The sequence below is a fragment of the Methylobacterium pseudosasicola genome, assembly GCF_900114535.1.
Taxonomy (GTDB): domain Bacteria; phylum Pseudomonadota; class Alphaproteobacteria; order Rhizobiales; family Beijerinckiaceae; genus Methylobacterium; species Methylobacterium pseudosasicola.
The window spans coordinates 76,809-93,477 of record NZ_FOTK01000026.1 but is presented as its reverse complement, the minus strand read 5'-3'; the positions used below and the strand labels follow the sequence as shown (position 1 = coordinate 93,477).

General features: G+C 68.4%; 15 protein-coding genes and 1 pseudogene. 7 read left to right on the top strand and 9 right to left on the bottom strand.

Annotated features, from left to right (window positions below; all coding sequences use genetic code 11):
- Positions 1 to 285: transposase (locus BM228_RS22410; RefSeq protein ID WP_139234160.1), on the bottom strand; the 285-nt coding region annotated here is incomplete at its 3' end.
- Positions 286 to 922: 637 nt separating this feature from the next.
- On the opposite strand from BM228_RS22410, the gene BM228_RS22405 reads away from it, so the two are divergent.
- Positions 923 to 1,219 (top strand): hypothetical protein, encoded by a 297-nt coding sequence (locus BM228_RS22405; protein ID WP_092044076.1) that lies wholly within the window; start codon positions 923 to 925, stop codon positions 1,217 to 1,219.
- 34 nt (positions 1,220 to 1,253) lie between these two features.
- The gene (locus BM228_RS22400) at positions 1,254 to 1,484 is read left to right on the top strand and encodes a hypothetical protein (protein WP_092044074.1); all 231 of its coding nucleotides are present in this window, start codon (positions 1,254 to 1,256) and stop codon (positions 1,482 to 1,484) included.
- Between the two features lie 232 nt (positions 1,485 to 1,716).
- Here BM228_RS22400 and BM228_RS22395 read toward each other — a convergent pair whose 3' ends face one another.
- The 5 genes from BM228_RS22395 to BM228_RS22375 form a co-directional block, all read right to left on the bottom strand.
- Positions 1,717 to 1,953: a hypothetical protein gene (locus BM228_RS22395; protein ID WP_244537263.1), complete on the bottom strand. Its 237-nt coding sequence runs from the start codon at positions 1,951 to 1,953 to the stop codon at positions 1,717 to 1,719.
- The gene (locus tag BM228_RS22390) at positions 1,953 to 2,207 is read right to left on the bottom strand and encodes a 3',5'-cyclic-nucleotide phosphodiesterase (protein WP_244537262.1); all 255 of its coding nucleotides are present in this window, start codon (positions 2,205 to 2,207) and stop codon (positions 1,953 to 1,955) included. The genes BM228_RS22395 and BM228_RS22390 overlap by 1 nt, the downstream gene beginning before the upstream one ends.
- 13 nt (positions 2,208 to 2,220) lie before the next feature.
- Complete coding sequence (locus BM228_RS22385; protein WP_092044073.1) at positions 2,221 to 2,634, bottom strand: DUF1236 domain-containing protein; 414 nt, start codon at positions 2,632 to 2,634, stop codon at positions 2,221 to 2,223.
- A gap of 60 nt (positions 2,635 to 2,694) precedes the next feature.
- On the bottom strand, positions 2,695 to 3,951 hold the full coding sequence (locus BM228_RS22380; RefSeq protein ID WP_244537261.1) for an alpha/beta hydrolase: 1,257 nt from the start codon (positions 3,949 to 3,951) through the stop codon (positions 2,695 to 2,697).
- Between the two features lie 185 nt (positions 3,952 to 4,136).
- Complete coding sequence (locus tag BM228_RS22375; protein WP_139234159.1) at positions 4,137 to 4,346, bottom strand: hypothetical protein; 210 nt, start codon at positions 4,344 to 4,346, stop codon at positions 4,137 to 4,139.
- A gap of 290 nt (positions 4,347 to 4,636) precedes the next feature.
- Between BM228_RS22375 and BM228_RS22370 the strand changes: the two genes are divergently transcribed.
- The 4 genes from BM228_RS22370 (at position 4,637) to BM228_RS22355 (ending at position 10,309) form a co-directional block, all read left to right on the top strand.
- Positions 4,637 to 5,587 carry a PhnA-like protein gene (locus BM228_RS22370; protein ID WP_244537260.1) on the top strand — a complete coding sequence of 317 codons (951 nt, stop codon included), beginning with the start codon at positions 4,637 to 4,639 and terminating at the stop codon, positions 5,585 to 5,587.
- A 108-nt stretch (positions 5,588 to 5,695) separates the two neighbouring features.
- The gene (locus tag BM228_RS22365; RefSeq protein WP_092044068.1) at positions 5,696 to 6,265 is read left to right on the top strand and encodes a CsbD family protein; all 570 of its coding nucleotides are present in this window, start codon (positions 5,696 to 5,698) and stop codon (positions 6,263 to 6,265) included.
- Between the two features lie 116 nt (positions 6,266 to 6,381).
- On the top strand, positions 6,382 to 8,373 hold the full coding sequence (locus tag BM228_RS22360; protein ID WP_244537259.1) for a hybrid sensor histidine kinase/response regulator: 1,992 nt from the start codon (positions 6,382 to 6,384) through the stop codon (positions 8,371 to 8,373).
- A gap of 109 nt (positions 8,374 to 8,482) precedes the next feature.
- On the top strand, positions 8,483 to 10,309 hold the full coding sequence (locus tag BM228_RS22355) for a cation:proton antiporter (RefSeq protein WP_092044067.1): 1,827 nt from the start codon (positions 8,483 to 8,485) through the stop codon (positions 10,307 to 10,309).
- Between the two features lie 420 nt (positions 10,310 to 10,729).
- On the opposite strand, the pseudogene BM228_RS22350 reads toward BM228_RS22355, so the two are convergent.
- Positions 10,730 to 11,565 (bottom strand): annotated as a pseudogene (locus BM228_RS22350) (ABC transporter substrate-binding protein).
- Positions 11,566 to 11,600: 35 nt separating this feature from the next.
- Between BM228_RS22350 and BM228_RS22345 the strand changes: the two are divergent.
- Positions 11,601 to 12,647 carry a sensor histidine kinase gene (locus BM228_RS22345; protein WP_092044088.1) on the top strand — a complete coding sequence of 349 codons (1,047 nt, stop codon included), beginning with the start codon at positions 11,601 to 11,603 and terminating at the stop codon, positions 12,645 to 12,647.
- Between the two features lie 92 nt (positions 12,648 to 12,739).
- On the opposite strand, the gene BM228_RS22340 is transcribed toward BM228_RS22345, so the two are convergent.
- Together BM228_RS22340 and BM228_RS22335 are read right to left on the bottom strand one after the other, a co-directional pair.
- Positions 12,740 to 15,565, bottom strand: a complete 2,826-nt coding sequence (locus tag BM228_RS22340) for a PAS domain S-box protein (protein ID WP_208612080.1) — start codon at positions 15,563 to 15,565, stop codon at positions 12,740 to 12,742.
- A 196-nt stretch (positions 15,566 to 15,761) separates the two neighbouring features.
- Positions 15,762 to 16,277, bottom strand: coding sequence for a hypothetical protein (locus tag BM228_RS22335; RefSeq protein WP_092044063.1), 516 nt, complete (start codon positions 16,275 to 16,277; stop codon positions 15,762 to 15,764).
- Positions 16,278 to 16,669 lie beyond the last annotated feature (392 nt).

Genomic DNA, 16,669 nt, shown 5'->3' with positions numbered 1-16,669 from the left:
CGCCATGCGCAGCACCGCACGCAGGTCCTCGGCCAGCTGCTCGAAACAGCCGGCCGCCAGCCAGCGCTGGGCCTGCTGATACACGGCAAACCAGGGCGGCAGGTCGTGGGGCATCAGCCGCCACGGGCAGCCGCTCCTGACCACGTAGCGCAGGCCGTTGAACACCTCGCGCAACGCATGCTCACGCTGACCGGCATCCTCACGCAGCAGCGTCAGGTAGGGCGCAACCAGCGCCCACTCCTCATCGGAAACATCGGACGGATACGGCTTGCGGGTCGCGCTCATCCCCGCTCATCTGAGCATCAGCCCGACCCAGGTCCATAACAGCCTCTAGGGACAAAGCCATCGAAGAAGTCCCTGGTCAAACCCGTCAGTCATAAGTTGGCACCCAAGATCCCGGGCGTCGGCCCCGGCAGGAAGGTCGTCTCGAAGGCGAAGCCGCCGAGGGATACCAAAGTTGTCGGACGGCTCACCTCGAAATCCAGCTAGATCGAGGTTCCCGTGCTTGCCTCGGGAAAGACGGCAGGGGGCGATATGTCGTGCTCAGCCCGATATGATGACCACATTCCCCCACGCCACTTACGCTCGCATCCAGCCGTGACGTAGAACGCCGTCCGCAGGCCTTCACCGAGCACGGCGAAATACGCGCGGCTCAGGCCGCCCCCGCACGCGACCCATGGTTGACCGTCTGTCCCGTCGTGGGAGGATTCGGCATCGGATACCCCTCACTTCCGCCACCCTTGCCGTCGCTGCGCCCAGGCTTGCCGAGCGCCTCGACCGACGTGTCAGCCGATGCACGTGCCCGCGCCTTGATCGCATGGCTGAAAAGGCCGTTCCGCCGCCCGATTGCGACCACCGTCCCACTTCGCCAACACCACAATTGGCGGGCCTTCTAGCGTCATACGCCATAGAGGATCCGTCGATGCCCGACCGAAATCTTCCGTTCTCGACCCCCGTCTCGACCGTCGGCCTCGCCGGCTTTCCGGACAGTCTCGCCTCCGTCGCGGAGGCACGTCGTGCCGTCGAGGAGGCGCGCCTGCCGGTGGTGCGGTCGCGCCATGCTTGGCTCGACGTCGCCAATAGTCTTGTCCTCGCCGAGGCCGCGCGCAGCCCTTCGCTCATCGAGGCGGCCCGTGCAGCCCTATGCTTGGCGGTCGCCGTCGAACGCCGTGGCACCCGGGTCGCAACCTCGGTCCGTCCATGGGCGCTGGCCGCCTAACCTCGAACCCTCGACCCACCGCAAGGAGCCGACCATGACCCAGCTCGTCGAACTGTGCATCCGCGTGAAGGAGTACGAGAACGGCAACCCGTACATCATGCTGGAGCAGCAGGCGTTGCCCGGAGCCGGACCGGCCGACACGATGAAGCCCTTCGCCTTCGACCTGAAGCCGGGCATTCCCACCACGGAGGTCGAGGCGTTGGTTGCTGAAATGCGCCGCGTGATCACGCACGTGCATTTCGAGGAGACGCCGGTCGTCCCGTAAGCCGGGACCGCGACGGCGCGTACCGCGTTACCTCTCCGTCCGGCACGCCCACGTACCGCCGGCAGGAGGAGACGAGCGCATGTCCGACACGCCCCGCCCCGGCGACGATCCGGCCCCGCCCATCGGCGATCCGCCGCCCGGACCCTCGGCCCCTGAAGGCGATCCGCAGGTCGACGTACCAGCACCGCAGCCGCCGGGACCCATCGACGGTCGGTGACCGTGACCGCTGCGCCTACTCGCGCGGCGGCTCCCTTTCCTCGGCGCCTAGGCGCCTCATGCAGGCATGGTAGATTTCCGCGCCCAAAGCGAACGGCATCAATCCCTTCGGGTTCGGCGCGGTGAACACCTTGTCCCGCGCCTCGTCGCGGCATTGGGCGTCCTGCGGGCTCGTGATCGGCTGTTCCTGCGCGGTCGCGCAGGAAAAGGTCGCGACGAGCATGGTCGCAGTGAGGAGGGCCCGCACGCCCATCACTTGCCGCCCTTCGCTTGGTAGGCGTCGATGGCCCGGCGGCAGTTCTCCGACAGCTCCTTGCGATGCTTCTCGAAGCAAGTCTTCATCTCCTTGCTGGCGGGGTCGACGTCACCGCATAACGTGGTCGCGTCACCGGTGCAGTACCGCTTGAGTTCCTCCCTGCCTTCCTCGGCTGAGATGCCTGGCGCGGCAGACACGAGCGTGATGCAGGCCATCAAGGCGAATGTTCTGAGCATGTAACCTTTGTCCATGGGGATCAGGGACCTAGTCGATGACCTCGACGACACGTCGCGTGCGTGGTTCGACGAGCACCGGGTGGTCGTTGACGACGGTGTAATTGTAGTTCGGAAGCGCGAACTCGGGCGGCACGTCGTAGTAGACCACGCCGTCCTCAGGCAGCACCGTCCCAATCCGCACGGGGCCGCGGAACGAGAACGACGGGCGCCGCTCGCCCGTGGCATAGATGCGGAAGCGTTCGCGTCGGTCGATGCCGAGGATACCGTTGGCCGTGCCGACCGCCGCGCCGACGGCACCCCCTACGACGGCACCTAGCGGACCGGCGATCATCCCGCCACGGTTGGCCCCTTCCTGCGCGCCGCGTTCCAGCCCCTGGGCACGTACCGACCCCGTCAGCGCCACCGTCGCCATCACGACGACCATCCCTACCTTAAGTGCCATATCGATCCTCCCCGTCGTACCCGGCTCCCCGGCGTCGTCCTCGGCTACGCAAGATCGGGTTCAACGGCCACCGGTCACGGCGCGCACGGGCGCGCCGGCGAGGTCCACCGTCGACCCGACCGTGTCGCGAAGGCCGGAGCCGACGTTCGACAGGTGCTCCCCGTACGTCTCCCGGGTCTGCGGGTCGACGATGGCGACCGGGGCCGCCACGGCGAGCGCCGCGCCGGTCGCGACCGTGGAGGCGGCGCCGGCCGCCGTGCTCACCAGCCGGTCGCCGATGCCCATCTGCCCGTCCGAGATCGGTTGGCCGTCGGCGAGGCGCTTGCCAAGTAGGGCCACGACCTCTCCCGAGGCGAACTTGCCGTGATTGAGCGGATCGTCGCCCTTCACGGTCGACAGGTTCAGCACGCCGATGTTCTGGCGCTCCAACTCCGACTTGTACGGTTCGACCGTCGGGTCGATGGCCCCAAGGCGGATGCTGTCCCCCCAGACCAGGCGGGATACGGCGAGGGCTTGGTCGTCGCCCGAGACCATCAGGGTCAGGCGCGGCCGGTCCGGACCCATGTCGCGGAACGCGGAGCGGGCGAGGTCCATGTCCACGTCGGGCGCCGCCAGGATGACATTGCGGATCTTCGGGGCGACGCGCCGGTCGCGGATCGCCATCTGCCGCAGGCTCTCAAGGGTCAGCCAGTTGCCCATGGAGTGCGCGAGCACCGTAACCTCGCCGACGTTCGGGTCCTTGGCGAGGTCGCGCAGCAAGGTCTCAAGGCCGTTGCGGGAGAAGTTGGTGCTCTCCCGGTCGTAGCCGTACGCCAGTACCGACCCCTTCGAGGGCCAGGTGAAAAGCACGGGGGCGACCTCGGCGCCGGAATCGTGCACGATCTGCGCGAAGCGGAAGACGGCGTCCTCGAACTTGTTGTTGAAGCCGTGCACGAACACCAGGACGTGGCGCTTCGTCCCGCGCCGGGCCTTGCGGCCGGTCCAGGCTGCGACCTTGGTCCGCTCGACCGGCTCGGCGCGCAGGGCGACGAAGTCGGTGGCGGGGTTGCCCGGCAGGGACTTCGGCCACTGCACCGATCCGGGCTGGCGGGTGGCGTCCGGCGGGATGGAAACGGCGAGGTCCGTGTAGGTCACGGCGTCGCCACGCTCGCCGGAGAACAGCACGCCTCGGTCGGTGGCGGACTTGCGGGTCGTGGCAACCAGCATGTCGACGCGGGACGTACCCGGAAGCTGCTCGGTCTGGGCGATGGGCAGCAACACGCCGGTCGGACGCCCGGAACAGGCCGGCAGCGGCAGCATCAGCGAGGCGACCAACACCGTACGCAGTCTTAGACTGTTCGTTGACGACACCCGTACCACCCGGCCGACTTCCCTGCACTGCCGTGACGGGCAACGGTTCACGAACCGTCAAGGCGGGGACGTGCTACGGCGCGATTGCGGCACTAGGCGGGCTCGATGTCGGCGCAACGCGTCCGAACGGCAATGTGTCGAGCAGGCGTAAGTCAATTGCCGTAGGGTGAGGCGAGGACAACCCGGACCTTTTTGGCCGGAGGTGTCTCAACTGAGGCCGCAGGAGCCTTCGCATCCTTCCCCTCGGACGGGAGGGCAACGACATCGTCGCCCCGACGCAGCGGCGGAGCCGTCTCGGAAGCCGCGACCGGCAGGATCGACGCGAAGGTGGAGGCGACGAGAGCGACGATGATTGTCTTCACGGCATCCGTCCTGGGCGAGGTCATTATACGGCGACAACGGTCAAGCTTATCCAGGGTTCCGGTCCCTCATGTTGACTTCGACAGTCATACTTCATTCGAGCGAGGACGTGGCACGCCAGGGGACGCGGCACATAACGTTCCGGGCGATGCCTCCCGGGTAGGCGGAATGCATGTCCACCGGGCAGCACGATGTTAATCCGCGGAACATCGCGCGGCGGAGGGGCTTGAAGAGGCGATGCGTCCTGACCGGGACGCGTCCATGCCTATAGAAGACAGCACTGGACCGCACGATGGCCCTGGCCCCCGACACGACACGCACCGACCTGGACCAGCCCTACGCGGCCGGAACCTATTTCGCGGACGACTTGCGCACCATCGCGGTCCACAAGGTTGCCTGGGGGGCGATCTTCGCCGGTGCCGTGATCGCGCTCGTGGCCCAGGTCATCCTCAACATGGTCGGGCTCGGCATCGGCCTGTCCACGGTCGACCCGGCCGGCAACGGCACCCCGACCGCCGGCTCGCTCTCGTCCGGGGCTGGCATCTGGTTCGTCGTCTCCGGCATCCTCGCCTCCGCAGCCGGCGGGTGGCTTGCAGGTCGCCTGGCGGGCAAGCCCGTCCTCCTCACCGGCGGCCTTCATGGCCTGGTGTCCTGGGCGGTCTCCACCCTCGTGATCGTCTACCTGTTGTCGTCCGTGGTCGGTGGCGTCGCCAGCGGCGCGTTCAATGCTGTGACCAGCACCCTCGGCGGCGCGGGCAGCCTGGTCGGCGGCTCGGTGAAGACGGCGGCGCAGGCCGCCGCCCCGTCGCTGCCCGGCATGGACAACCCGTTCTCGAACATCGAGGGCCAGGTCCGCGCCAACACCGGCAACGACCCGCAGGCGCTCAAGGATGCCGCCGTCACGGCTGTGCGCGCCGCGGTGACCGGCGACGCGGCCCAGCAGGCCGACGCGCAGGAGAAGGCCGCGCAGGCGCTGGCCAAGGCCCAGAACGAGCCGGTGGAGCAGGCTCGCACCCAGGTCCAGCAGTACACCCAGCAGTACAAGGACACGGTCGCCAAGGCCAAGGAGCAGGCCAAGCAGGCCGCCGACGCCACCGCCCGCGTCGCCTCGCAGGGCGCGCTCTACGGCGCCCTGGCGCTGATCCTCGGTGCCATCGCCGCCTTCCTCGCCGGTCGTGGCGGGGCCAAGGGTCCTCTGGCGGATCGTGCCGTCGTCGCCCCGGTCGCCCAGCGCCGGGTCTGAGCACCGGGACCACCGGGTCGACAAGGGCGTTGACCCGGATGGGAACCAAGCCCCGCGGCCCAGATGGCCGCGGGGCGGAACGGCAACCGTGAACCTGGGAGTGTAGCCATGGATGAGAACCGCATCACCGGCGCCGCCAAGGAGTTCGGCGGCAAGGTCGAGGGCAAGGCCGGGGAGCTGACGGGCGACCGCTCGACCCAGGCCGAGGGCAAGCTCGACGAGGCCAAGGGCGCCGCCGAGAACCTGTACGGCAAGGCCAAGGACGCAGTCCGCGACGCCTCCGACGCGGTGGGCGACGCGGCCGGCCGCGGCGGCATCGACGGCGACAGGGTCTCCGGCGCCGCGCGTGAGCTCGGGGGCAAGGTGCAGGGTGCCGTCGGCGACCTGACCGGCGACCGGGAGACCCAGGCGCGTGGCAGGGCCAACGAGATCGGCGGCTCCGTCGAGAACCTTTACGGGCAGGCTAAGGACGCGGTCAGGGACGTGGCCGACCAGGCCGGCGACCTCGCCCGCGGCGCCCTGCGGCAGGGTCGCGAGAGCTACCCCGATGCCGAGCGCGCCTACCGCCAGGGCGCCGACACCGTCACGCGGTACGCGAAGGAGTCCCCGCTGGGTTTGGCGGTGATGGCCGGCGCCATCGGCTACCTGCTCGCGCTCGTGATCCACGGTCGTCGCTAGTCCGGTCGACGGCCCTCGCACCCTTCGAGCGAGGGCCGTCGACGGAAGCATTCGCAACGACGGCAACCGCATCCGCGTCGCTTCCCAAACCGCGGACCTCGTGACACTCCTGCGCGATGACCAGCCTGTACACCCTCGTCGTCGGCTTCGCCCGCCAAAGACCTTCGTCGGGCGTCTGTTACGGCCTGACGCTACTGCTGATCGCCCTGATGACGTTCGTGCGCTTCCTGGCGCCGGCCTACGTCGCTCCCTTCCTCCTGTACATACCCGTACTCCTCGCCGTGAGCCTCGCCTTCGGCCGGGGCACCGGTCTGCTGACCCTCGTTCTCTCGACCGGGATCGCGACCTGGTTCTACACGCGGGACGGGAGCCTGAGCGGCGTCGACCTGTCCCTGCTGTGCCAATACGCGGCGGTGGGCGCGATCATGGTCTGGATCTGCGACGCCCTTCGCCGTTCCGTCGTGCGCAACGAGGCGACGCTCCGAAGCCTTGACGCCGCGAACCGGGTCCTCGTCGGCAGCCAGGCGGAACTCAAGGAGGCCAATGCAAGGGCGGAGGCCGCCAAGGAGGCCGCGGAGGAGCACAGCCGAGCCAAGAGCCGGTTCCTCGCCAACATGAGCCACGAGCTCCGCACGCCCCTGTCCGCGGTCATCGGCTACTCCGAGATGCTGGAGGAGGAAGCGGAGGAACTCGGCCAGGACAGCCTCCTGAAGGACCTCGGCAAGATCAAGTCGAACGCCAAGCACCTGCTCGGGCTGATCAACGACGTGCTCGACCTATCCAAGGTCGAGGCCGAGAAGATGGACCTGTACCCCGAGGATATCGACGTCGCCGCGTTCGCTACCGACGCCGCCGGCACCGTGGACGCCCTGGTCGCCAAGAAGGGCAACGTACTGGCGCTGGACGTCGCGGGGGATGTCGGCGAGGCCCGGACGGACGCGGTGAAGCTGCGCCAGTGCCTGTTCAATCTGCTCTCGAACGCCGCGAAGTTCACCGAGTCCGGCACCATCACCCTGCGGGTCGTTCGCGAGGTTGACGAGGGCGGCGATTGGCTGCGGTTCACCGTGGCGGACACCGGCATCGGCATGACCCCGGAACAGGTCGAACGGCTGTTCGAGCGGTTCACCCAGGCCGACGAGACCACCACGCGCAAGTTCGGCGGGACGGGCCTCGGGTTGGCGCTGAGCCGGGCCTTCGCGCAACTGCTGGGCGGCGACATCACGGTGGTCAGCGTCGAAGGCCGGGGCACGGCCTTCACCCTGCGGATACCTGCCGTGGCTCCCGAACCGATTGCGGAGGAGGTCCCGACGGCGGTTCCCGAGAACCTGTCGGGCACCGAGGACCTCGTGCTCGTCATCGACGACGAGGCCAACCAGCGCGAATTGATGACGCGCTTCCTCGAACGCCAGCGCTTCGCCGTACGTACGGCCGCCGACGGACGTACCGGTCTCGACCTCGCACGGTCGTTGAAGCCGAGGGCCATCCTGCTCGACGTGATGATGCCCGAGATGGACGGCTGGTCCGTTCTCGCCGCCCTGAAGGCGGACCCCGCGACCGCCGGCATCCCGGTGGTGATGGTCAGCTTCGTCGCCGACGCGGCCCTGAGCGCCTCCCTCGGTGCGGTCGAAGCGGTGGCCAAGCCCGTGGACTGGACGCGGCTCCGCACGATCCTGGAGCAATTCAGGGCGGCCGACGGCGACGTGCTCGTGGTCGATGACGACGCTGACATGCGCCATCGCCTCCGTACGGTGTTGGAGCGCGACGGCTGGAGCGTCTGCGAGGCCGGGAACGGCTACGAGGCCCTCGACCAGGTCCGGCACGGGGTACCCCGCCTCGTGCTGCTCGACCTGACCATGCCGGTGATGGACGGGTTCTCGTTCCTCGACCGCCTGCGCGGTCTGCCGGGATGCGCCGAGGTGCCCGTCGTGGTGCTGAGCGCGCGTGACGTGACCAGGGCCGAGCGCGACCGGCTTGCCGAGGCCGACCGTGTCCTGCGCAAGGGGGACACGAGCCTGCAGGACATCGCCACGGAGTTGCGCAAGCTGGACAACCGCCAGTCGGATGCCAGCCAGAAGGCCCCTCAGGGGGCCTTGCCCGAAATCCCATAGGCTCAACGCGTCAGGGCGGTGGATCGAGGCTTCACCGGTGGAAGGGCATTTTCTGCCCCGGGGAAGTGTCGGACAGTCGCGACGCTAGGTTTACCCCGAGGGGGAATGAATGGAACATGGTCTGGCCACGGCCGTCCTCTGCATCGTGGGCGGCGGCATCGCCGCACAGGTGCTGGCCGCGCGCCTACGCATTCCCGCCATCGTGCTGCTGCTCGCGCTGGGGTTCCTGGTAGGCCCCATCCTCGGCCTGCTGCACCCGACGCGCGACTTCGGGGAGAACCTGCGTCCGCTGATAGGACTGGCGGTCGCCATCGTGGTGTTCGAGGGTGGCCTCGCCCTCGACTTCCGCGAACTTAGGGCCTCTGGCGAGGGCGTGCTCCGCCTCACCGCCTTCGCGCTGCCGGTCAACTTCGTCCTGGGCACCTTCGCCGCCCATCTCATCGGCGGGATGATGTGGGGACCCGCCTCGGTGTTCGGCGCCATCCTCGTCGTGACGGGCCCGACGGTGATCCTGCCCCTGTTGCGCCACGCGCGCCTTGAGCGACGTTCGGCGGCGTTCCTGAAGTGGGAGGCCATCGTCAACGACCCGGTGGGAGCCATCCTCACGGCGGTCGTCATCGAGATCCTCGTCGGCGTGCCGCACGGCGCGGACGAGACCCCGGCGGTCGCCCTGGCGCTCCACCTCGCCGAGGGCGTGCTCGTGGCGAGCGGCCTCGGTGTCAGCTTCGCCTTCGCGGTTGCCTGGGGGTTCCGCCGCGACCTCGTCCCGGAACCCCTCAAGACTCCGGTGCTTCTTGCGCTCGCACTCATCGCCTACGTCGTCCCGAACCTTCTCATGCACGAGGCCGGGCTGATCGGCGCCACCGTGTTCGGCATCGCCCTGGCCAACCGACACCTGCCGGGCCTCGGGGAATTGCGTCGGTTCAAGGAGGCGCTCGTCGTCCTCCTGGTGTCGTGCCTGTTCGTCGTGCTCACCGCCGACCTCGACCTCGGCGTCCTCGGCAAGTTGTCCCTTCCCATCCTCGGCCTCACGGCCACCATCCTCCTCGCGGTCCGCCCGGCCGCGATCTGGCTGGCGACGCTGGGCAGCGACCTGACGCGGGGGGAGCGCCTGTTCGTGGGCTGGATCGGTCCCCGCGGGATCGTCGCGGCCGCGGTCGCCGGCCTGGCCGGCCCCCGTTTGAGCGACGCGGGCTACGCCGGCGGCGACCTGATCCAGCCCACCGTGTTCGCGGTCATCGTGGCCACGGTGATCCTCCATGGCTTCTCGCTAGGTCCGCTGGCCCGACGGCTGGGCTTGTCCACCGCGACCGAGACCCAACGGCTCGCCGTCGTCGGGGCGTCGCCATGGGCGAGCGACATGGTCATCGCGCTGCATCGCGCGGGCGTACCGGTCGTGCTGGTGGACACCTACCCCGGCGCGCTCCAGGCCGCCCGGGACGCTGGGGTACCGACCTTGCAGGCCGAGCTCCTGTCGAGGCAGGCCGAGGAAGGCTTGGCCGACCATCCCCCGGACCACCTGCTCGCGGCGACCCGGGACGAGCTTTACAACGCTCTGGTGTGCACGAGGCTGGCCCCGGAGATCGGCCGCGAACGGGTCTACCAACTCGCGCCGTCGGCTGACCACCTCCTGCGCGAGGACACGGGCGTGAGCCGGGACGCCCGCGGCAAGGTGTTCGGCGACGGCAAGGCCGACTTCGATGCCCTCGCCGGGCGGCACGAGGCCGGTTGGCGGTTCGAGGTCATCCTTGCGAACGCGGAGACGCAGTCCGAGGTGGTCGCCCTGCTGACCATCCGGACAGACGGATCGGTCGAATTCCTGTCGCCCGACAACGAACGTGCCGCCCCCGGCGAGGGGGACCGCATGCTCACCCTTTCCCCGCCGAACGTCCCTACCATCGACGTCGGGAAAGAACCGGCACCGGTATACGCCTGACGACACGCCACCGAACGACGTTCGGACCAAGCCGGTTCGTTCCCGGGCCCAATGGCCTTCCCCGTGAGCCCCCACGATGTCCAACCACGCTCCATCTATGGGTCGCGACCGTCTCCGTCATATCGGCCGTCGCGACGTTCGTCCTCATCCGCCTGCCGGGCATCCGGCCGCCGCGACGGTGAACGCCGTACTCGGCTGAGTACGACCTCGGACCGTCAGACTACGCGCACCAACGAGGGCGACCCTTTTCCCGGCGACGAACCCGTGGCGACCTTGGGACAGGCATCCACGGCCTCGCGCTGCGACGAAACGTAGGCGTCCGCCCCGACCTACCGGCCCAGCGCTGCATCGGTCGGGACCTTCTCGCCGGTCGGCCACAGACCCCATGGCATGTCCCATTCCTTACGCATGACCGTCGACTCAGATCGGCGCAGTTGGACGATTTATCGGGGCGGTAAGGACACGTAGAATGGCGTCGAGGCCATCAGTAAGTGCCACCGGCCCCGGCTGCAGGATGAGTGGCGACTTGATCTCGACGATTCGTCCCTCCTCAACCGCCGGCATCGACAACCAGCCGGGCCGCGACGCGATGCGGGACGGCACCATCTTCTTCCCGCACTAGGATGCCAGGATGACCTCCGGCCGGCAGGCTAACACCGCCTCCGGCGTGACGATGCGGTACTTGGCGGCTGGCTGCCGGGCGGGTTCGGGGAACACGTCGTCACTGCACGCGATGCGCACCAGCACGGACATCCACCTCATGCCGGTGATCAGCGGCTCGTCCCATTCCTCGGTGTACACCCGGGGCCGCGGACGTCGGCGCGATTGTCCTGCGACCGCTTCCAGCCGTTCCTCGTGGCCGCGGACCAGTGCCTCGGCGCGGTCCCTCGCATCCACGAGGACGCTCACCGTCCGGAGCATGGCGAGGATGCCGGGCCACGTTTCGTTGATCGAAGAGATGGACCGCGTCGCCGGCCCGGGCGAGGTCGGCGACGATGCCGAGATGCAAGTCCGAGAAGGCCAGGACCAAGTCCGGCGCGATTGCCAGGATCTTGGGGATGTCGGCACGGGTGGAGGTCGACACCCGGGGCTTCTCGCGACGCCCCTGCGGCGGACGGATGGCATAGCCGGAAACGCCGACGATCCGGTCCTACCCCCTGCAGGTACAGGGTCTCAACCGTTCCCTCCGTACGGGAGACAATCTGCAACCATTTCCGCGGTGGCCACCGCCAAGTTCTTTCGTTAGGTAGCGTCATCGACGTTTCGAGCCCGCCATTCTACCGTGGCCTTCATGTCGACTCCCCCAACCACCCCATCGGACGCCGTAGAAACCAGTCCCGTCGCGGAGGTCATTCTCCGGCTGCGGGCGCATCCCTGGCTCGGTGACGTCGCGGCGCTCGCCGGGGTCGCGTCGGCCCTGGCGCTGAGGTTCTGGCTGGAACCAGTCCTGCCACCGGGCTTCCCCTACCTCACCTTCTTTCCCGTCGTCGTGGTCACGACCTTCCTGTTCGGCCTGCGGCCCGGCATCAGCAGCGCGATCCTGTCGGGTCTCTGCGCCTGGTACTTCTTCCTGGCACCGGCAAACAGCTTCGCCCTGAACCCCCAGACCGGCATCGCCCTCGCGTTCTACGCCTTCATCGTCGCGGTCGACATCGCACTGATCCATTTCATGCACGTCGCGGGCGAACGCCTGCGGCGCGAGCGCGCCGTCAACGCCGGGTTGTACGAGCAGCAGCGGACCATGTTCCAGGAACTGCAGCACCGCGTCGCCAACAACATGCAGTTCGTGGCGGCCCTGCTCACCTTCCAGAGGAAGAAGGTCGTGGCGGACCCATCCGAGGCGCTCGCCGTAATCGACGACGCGCGAGCGAGACTGGAGACCATCTCGCGGCTCCACCGTAGGCTCTACGACCCGTCGCGCATCGCCATGCCGGTCGGGCAGTACCTGCAGGAGCTCTGTTCCGACATGCTCGACGCGACGGGCGCGCGGAACGTGGTCTGTCTCGTCGAGGCGCCAGTCGTCACGCTCGACCTCACTCGCTTGACGACTCTCTCGCTCCTCGTCGTCGAGATCATCACGAACGCCCTCAAGCATGCCTTCGGTGACGACGCGCGGGGTACCATCGTCGTGCGCCTGGAGCAGGTCGACGCCTCAAACCTTTCCCTGACGGTGACCGACAACGGCAAGGGTATTCCGGAGGGGTTCGACCCCGCGTCGAGCCGAAGCCTTGGGTTCCGGATCGCGCAGGGTCTCGCACAACAACTCGGCGGGGAACTCGCATGGTCCGGTGGACCTGGAACCGAGGTCCGTTTGAAGTTCCCGATAGTGACCGTCTAAGGGCGTTTCACCCAGGTAATGTCCGATGGAGCAGCACGGACAGCGTCGACTTACGCCGCCGACGCGAAGGATATGTCCACGATCAAGCCCGTTCAGCCGTATCGCCCGGCACGTCCACCGTGTGTCACGCGCCGCAGGACGCGGGACAGTTGGTCGGCCGAGTACGGTTTGTGGAGAAGTTCGAACCCGTGGGCGCCATCCTGTGCCAGGACGTGGCTGTAGCCCGAGGCCAGCACCACCGGCATCCACGGCAGCCGGCGGCGAAGCTCCTCTGCCAGCGCGATGCCACCCATGCCCGGCATCACCACGTCCGAGAAGACGACCTGGAAAGCGTTACCGTCCGGGCGGAGCCGCTCCAGTGCCTCCTCTGCGTTTGCCGTCCATTCGGTACGGTAGCCGAGATCCTCCAGGATCTGCGTCGCGAACCGACCGACCTCGACGTTGTCCTCGACGACGAGCACGCGCAGGCCCCGCCCGTCGGGAGCCGGACCCTCCTCATCCTGGTCGACGTCTCGCCCGGGTTTCGCCTCCACTTCCGGCAGGTAGAGCGTGAAGGTGGTCCCCTCGCCGACGACGCTGTGAACGTCGACGTCGCCGCCCGATTGCTTCGCGAACCCGAACACCTGGCTGAGGCCCAGACCGGTGCCCCGGCCTACTTCCTTGGTGGTGAAGAACGGCTCGAAGATCCGTGCGAGGTCAGCCTCGGCGATACCCGTGCCCGTGTCGCTGAGCGAGACCCGCGCGAAGGGTCCGGGACCGCCGCCATGCCCGCGGATCGGTGGCATCGGGCCACTACACCCCACCCTCAGGGTCAGCGTGCCGGCGCCGTCCATGGCGTCGCGGGCGTTCACCGCCATGTTGACGACGGCGGTCTCGAACTGGCTGAGGTCGGCCAGGACGAAGCATGGGTGGTCCGGAACTTCCGTCACCACCCGCACCCGGGCGCCCGTCACGGTGTCGAGCATGTCGGCCACGGCGCGCACGCGCTCGCCGACGTCGAGCACCTCCGGCTTCAGCGCCTGCCGTCTGGCGAACGCGAGCAATTGCCCTGTGAGCTTGGCTGCGCGGTCCACCGTGTCGGAAACGGCGTCCATGTACCGCTTGCGCCGCTCCTCGGCGAGGTCTGGCCGGCGCAGGAAGTCGACCGAGGAGCGGATGATGGTCAGCAGGTTGTTGAAGTCGTGCGCGACGCCGCCGGTCAATTGCCCGACCGCTTCCATCTTCTGTGATTGCCGCAGCGCCTCGGCGGTGGCCTCGAAGGCTAGGGCGTGCTCCTTCGCCTCGGTCACGTCGCGGGTCGTGGCGAAGATCCGCCCGTCGCCTGGCACCGCGTTCCACGACAGCCAACGGTACTCGCCATCCTTGCGCCGGTAGCGATTCTCGAAACCGCTGACCGCCTCGCCCCGCGCGAGCCCGGCTAGCCCCACGGCGGAACGCTCACGGTCGTCGGGGTGGATCAGGTCGAACACCGAGCGTCCGACCAGTTCGGCCTGGGACCAGCCCAGCGCGGCAGTCCACGCCGGGTTGCAGGTCGTCAGGCGGCCATCGAAGTCCAGCACGGACAGCAGGTCGCCGGCGTACCGCCATACCTCGTCGCGCTCAGCTGTGCGAAGGGCCACCTCACGCGCCAGCGTGTCGGCACGTTCGGCAAGAACCGTCGCCGCGTCCCGCAGGGCCGTGACATCCTGCACGAGGATGTAGAAGCCGTCCGTTCGACCGTTGGCCGCCCGTCTGGGCAGGTACCGGATGTCGGCGATGCGACGCCGCCCGTCCGGCCGCGGCCAGACCAGATCCATCTGCACCGCTTCCCCGGCGAGCGCACGGTCGATGGCGGCGCGCCTGAGGGCATAACCTTCCGCCCCGGCGATCTCGGGAATGGTCCGACCGACGACGTCCTCGGGCTGGAGCCCGAACCAATCCCGGTAGGCCGCATTCGCGAACCGGTAGGTCAGCGTCAGGTCCACGAACGAGATGAGGAACGGCACGGCGTCGGTGACGAGACGCAGTTCGGTCTCGCTCGCCCGCAGGGCGGTCTCGGCCTGCCGCCGGGCGGTGGCCGCACGGGTGCGCACCGCCACCTCGCGGATGAAGGCGAGCTCATCCTCGCTCCATTGCCGCGCGTGGCAGGTGCTGACGTACAGCAGGGCGACGAAGCGCCCATGCTCGAATACCGGGGCGTTCACGAACGCCCTTGCGCATCGCTCCTTCAACGCCTCCGCGAAAGCGGCCGTGCGCGCATCGGCACGGGCATCGGAGACGACGACCGTCTCCCCGCGCTTGAGGTCGTCCACGTACGTTCCGAAGTCCCGGAACCTGAGCGTCCCGGCCAACGTCCGTGCGGGACCGGTCGTCCAGTCGCGCTCGACCGTGATGGTTTCGGCGTCGGGATCCACCATGCCGTAGCCGACCAACTCCACGCCGAGCGAGCGACCGAGGATCCGGCTCGCGACGTCGATCAGGCTGCCCGTGTCGTCATCGTGCTCGGCCAGTTCGTCGCTGAGGTCCAGGAGGGCGGCCCGATGACATTCCACCCGGCGCAGCGCAGCCCCCGCCAAGTGCTCGTCCGTCCGGTCCCGCATGATCTTCACGAATCCGAGGTGCCCGCCGTCCTCGCCGCGCAGGGGCATCATCTCACCCGATGCCCAGAATCGCTTCTCACCCTTCCTGAGGTGCCAGCGCTCGTCCTGGGCGCGCCCGTGTCGGAGGGCGGTCTCCATCTCGTAAGCGACCCGACCCGCGGTGCGGTCCTCCGGCGTGAAGAAGCGCGCGGCATCCCGCCCGTGCATCTCGTCCGCCGTCCAACCCATGACGTGCTCGGCGCCGCTGTTCCAGGCGGTGATGATGCCCTCGCGGTCCGTGACGACCATCGCGAAGTCGAGCGCGCTGTCGAACACCGCATTCTGCCGGGCCGTGTCCATGGACGTAGCCTCGGCCCTGCGGCGCAGTCGCCTCACCTCGGCTTCAAGATCTTCCCTCGACAATCGGCTCAGATCACGTTCGGGCAAACCGGTATCTTCCTTCGCATCGAGAAAGCCCGCCCGGTCGGCCAGGGCGCCTCGCATCACCCAGGGACAACGCACGCGGCCGCCGTCCCGCCCCCGCGGTCGCTCGACGCTACGGCTTGCGGCTCGGTGCGACGAACGGGTTCGTCTCGGTCGCCGAGCCGTTCTTCGCGTAGCAAGCCTCCAAACGGTCGAGGCCGGCAGCGCTCTTGTCGAGCGCCACCTTGATGGTCGCTCCCTCGCCCTTTACGTCCAGGGCATCGGCCAGCTTGAGCGACTTCAGGAATTTCTCGTCCTTGACCGGAAGCGAGACCGCGTTGCCGGACGCCGCCACGGTCGCCTGCAGCATCGACGACCCGGCGGTCAACTCGACCGGGTAGCTCTTGCCGCGCCCGAGCTTCCACTTCGGCGAACTCATCGTCAGGTCGAGGCCTTCCGCGTCGCGGGCGAACTCGACTTCCACGCCATCGTCCGTGGTGCGGGTCATCGTGCAGCGCTCGAACTTCTGGCCCTTCGAGACCGCCTCGACCTTCCATGGCCCGATGGCCACAGCTTCCTCTTTCGGAGCTTGGGCCATGGCGGGCCAAGCGGTGATGGACGTTGCGAGCATGATGGCGGTGGTGCGCATGCATATCTCCAAGTGTGGTTCGATGTGACAACGCCGGGATTGGGCACCGGGTCGTGACGACTCGACCCGGAAAATGGCGTCAATCGCTCCTGATGGCGGTCTCGGGCTTCGACCTGTCCTCGGGCCGCGGAGGCAAGTCAGGCGGTGGCGGGAGATCCGGCCCAGTCGGTGTCGGCAGCCCAATGTCCGGGGTCGCCGGCGGTACGCCATCCGGCAAGTCGGGTTCATCGGGCATCCATCCCTCGCTCTTTGTGGCGTCCAACGAACGCATACGGACGCGTCATTGCTCCCGTGCGCCGTCGTCCAGGCCTTGGACGCCCGCAGGCGCACGCGAAGAAGCGTCACGCGTAGCGCACCGCGATACGCATGCCTCCGGGCCTCGTCGATCCACG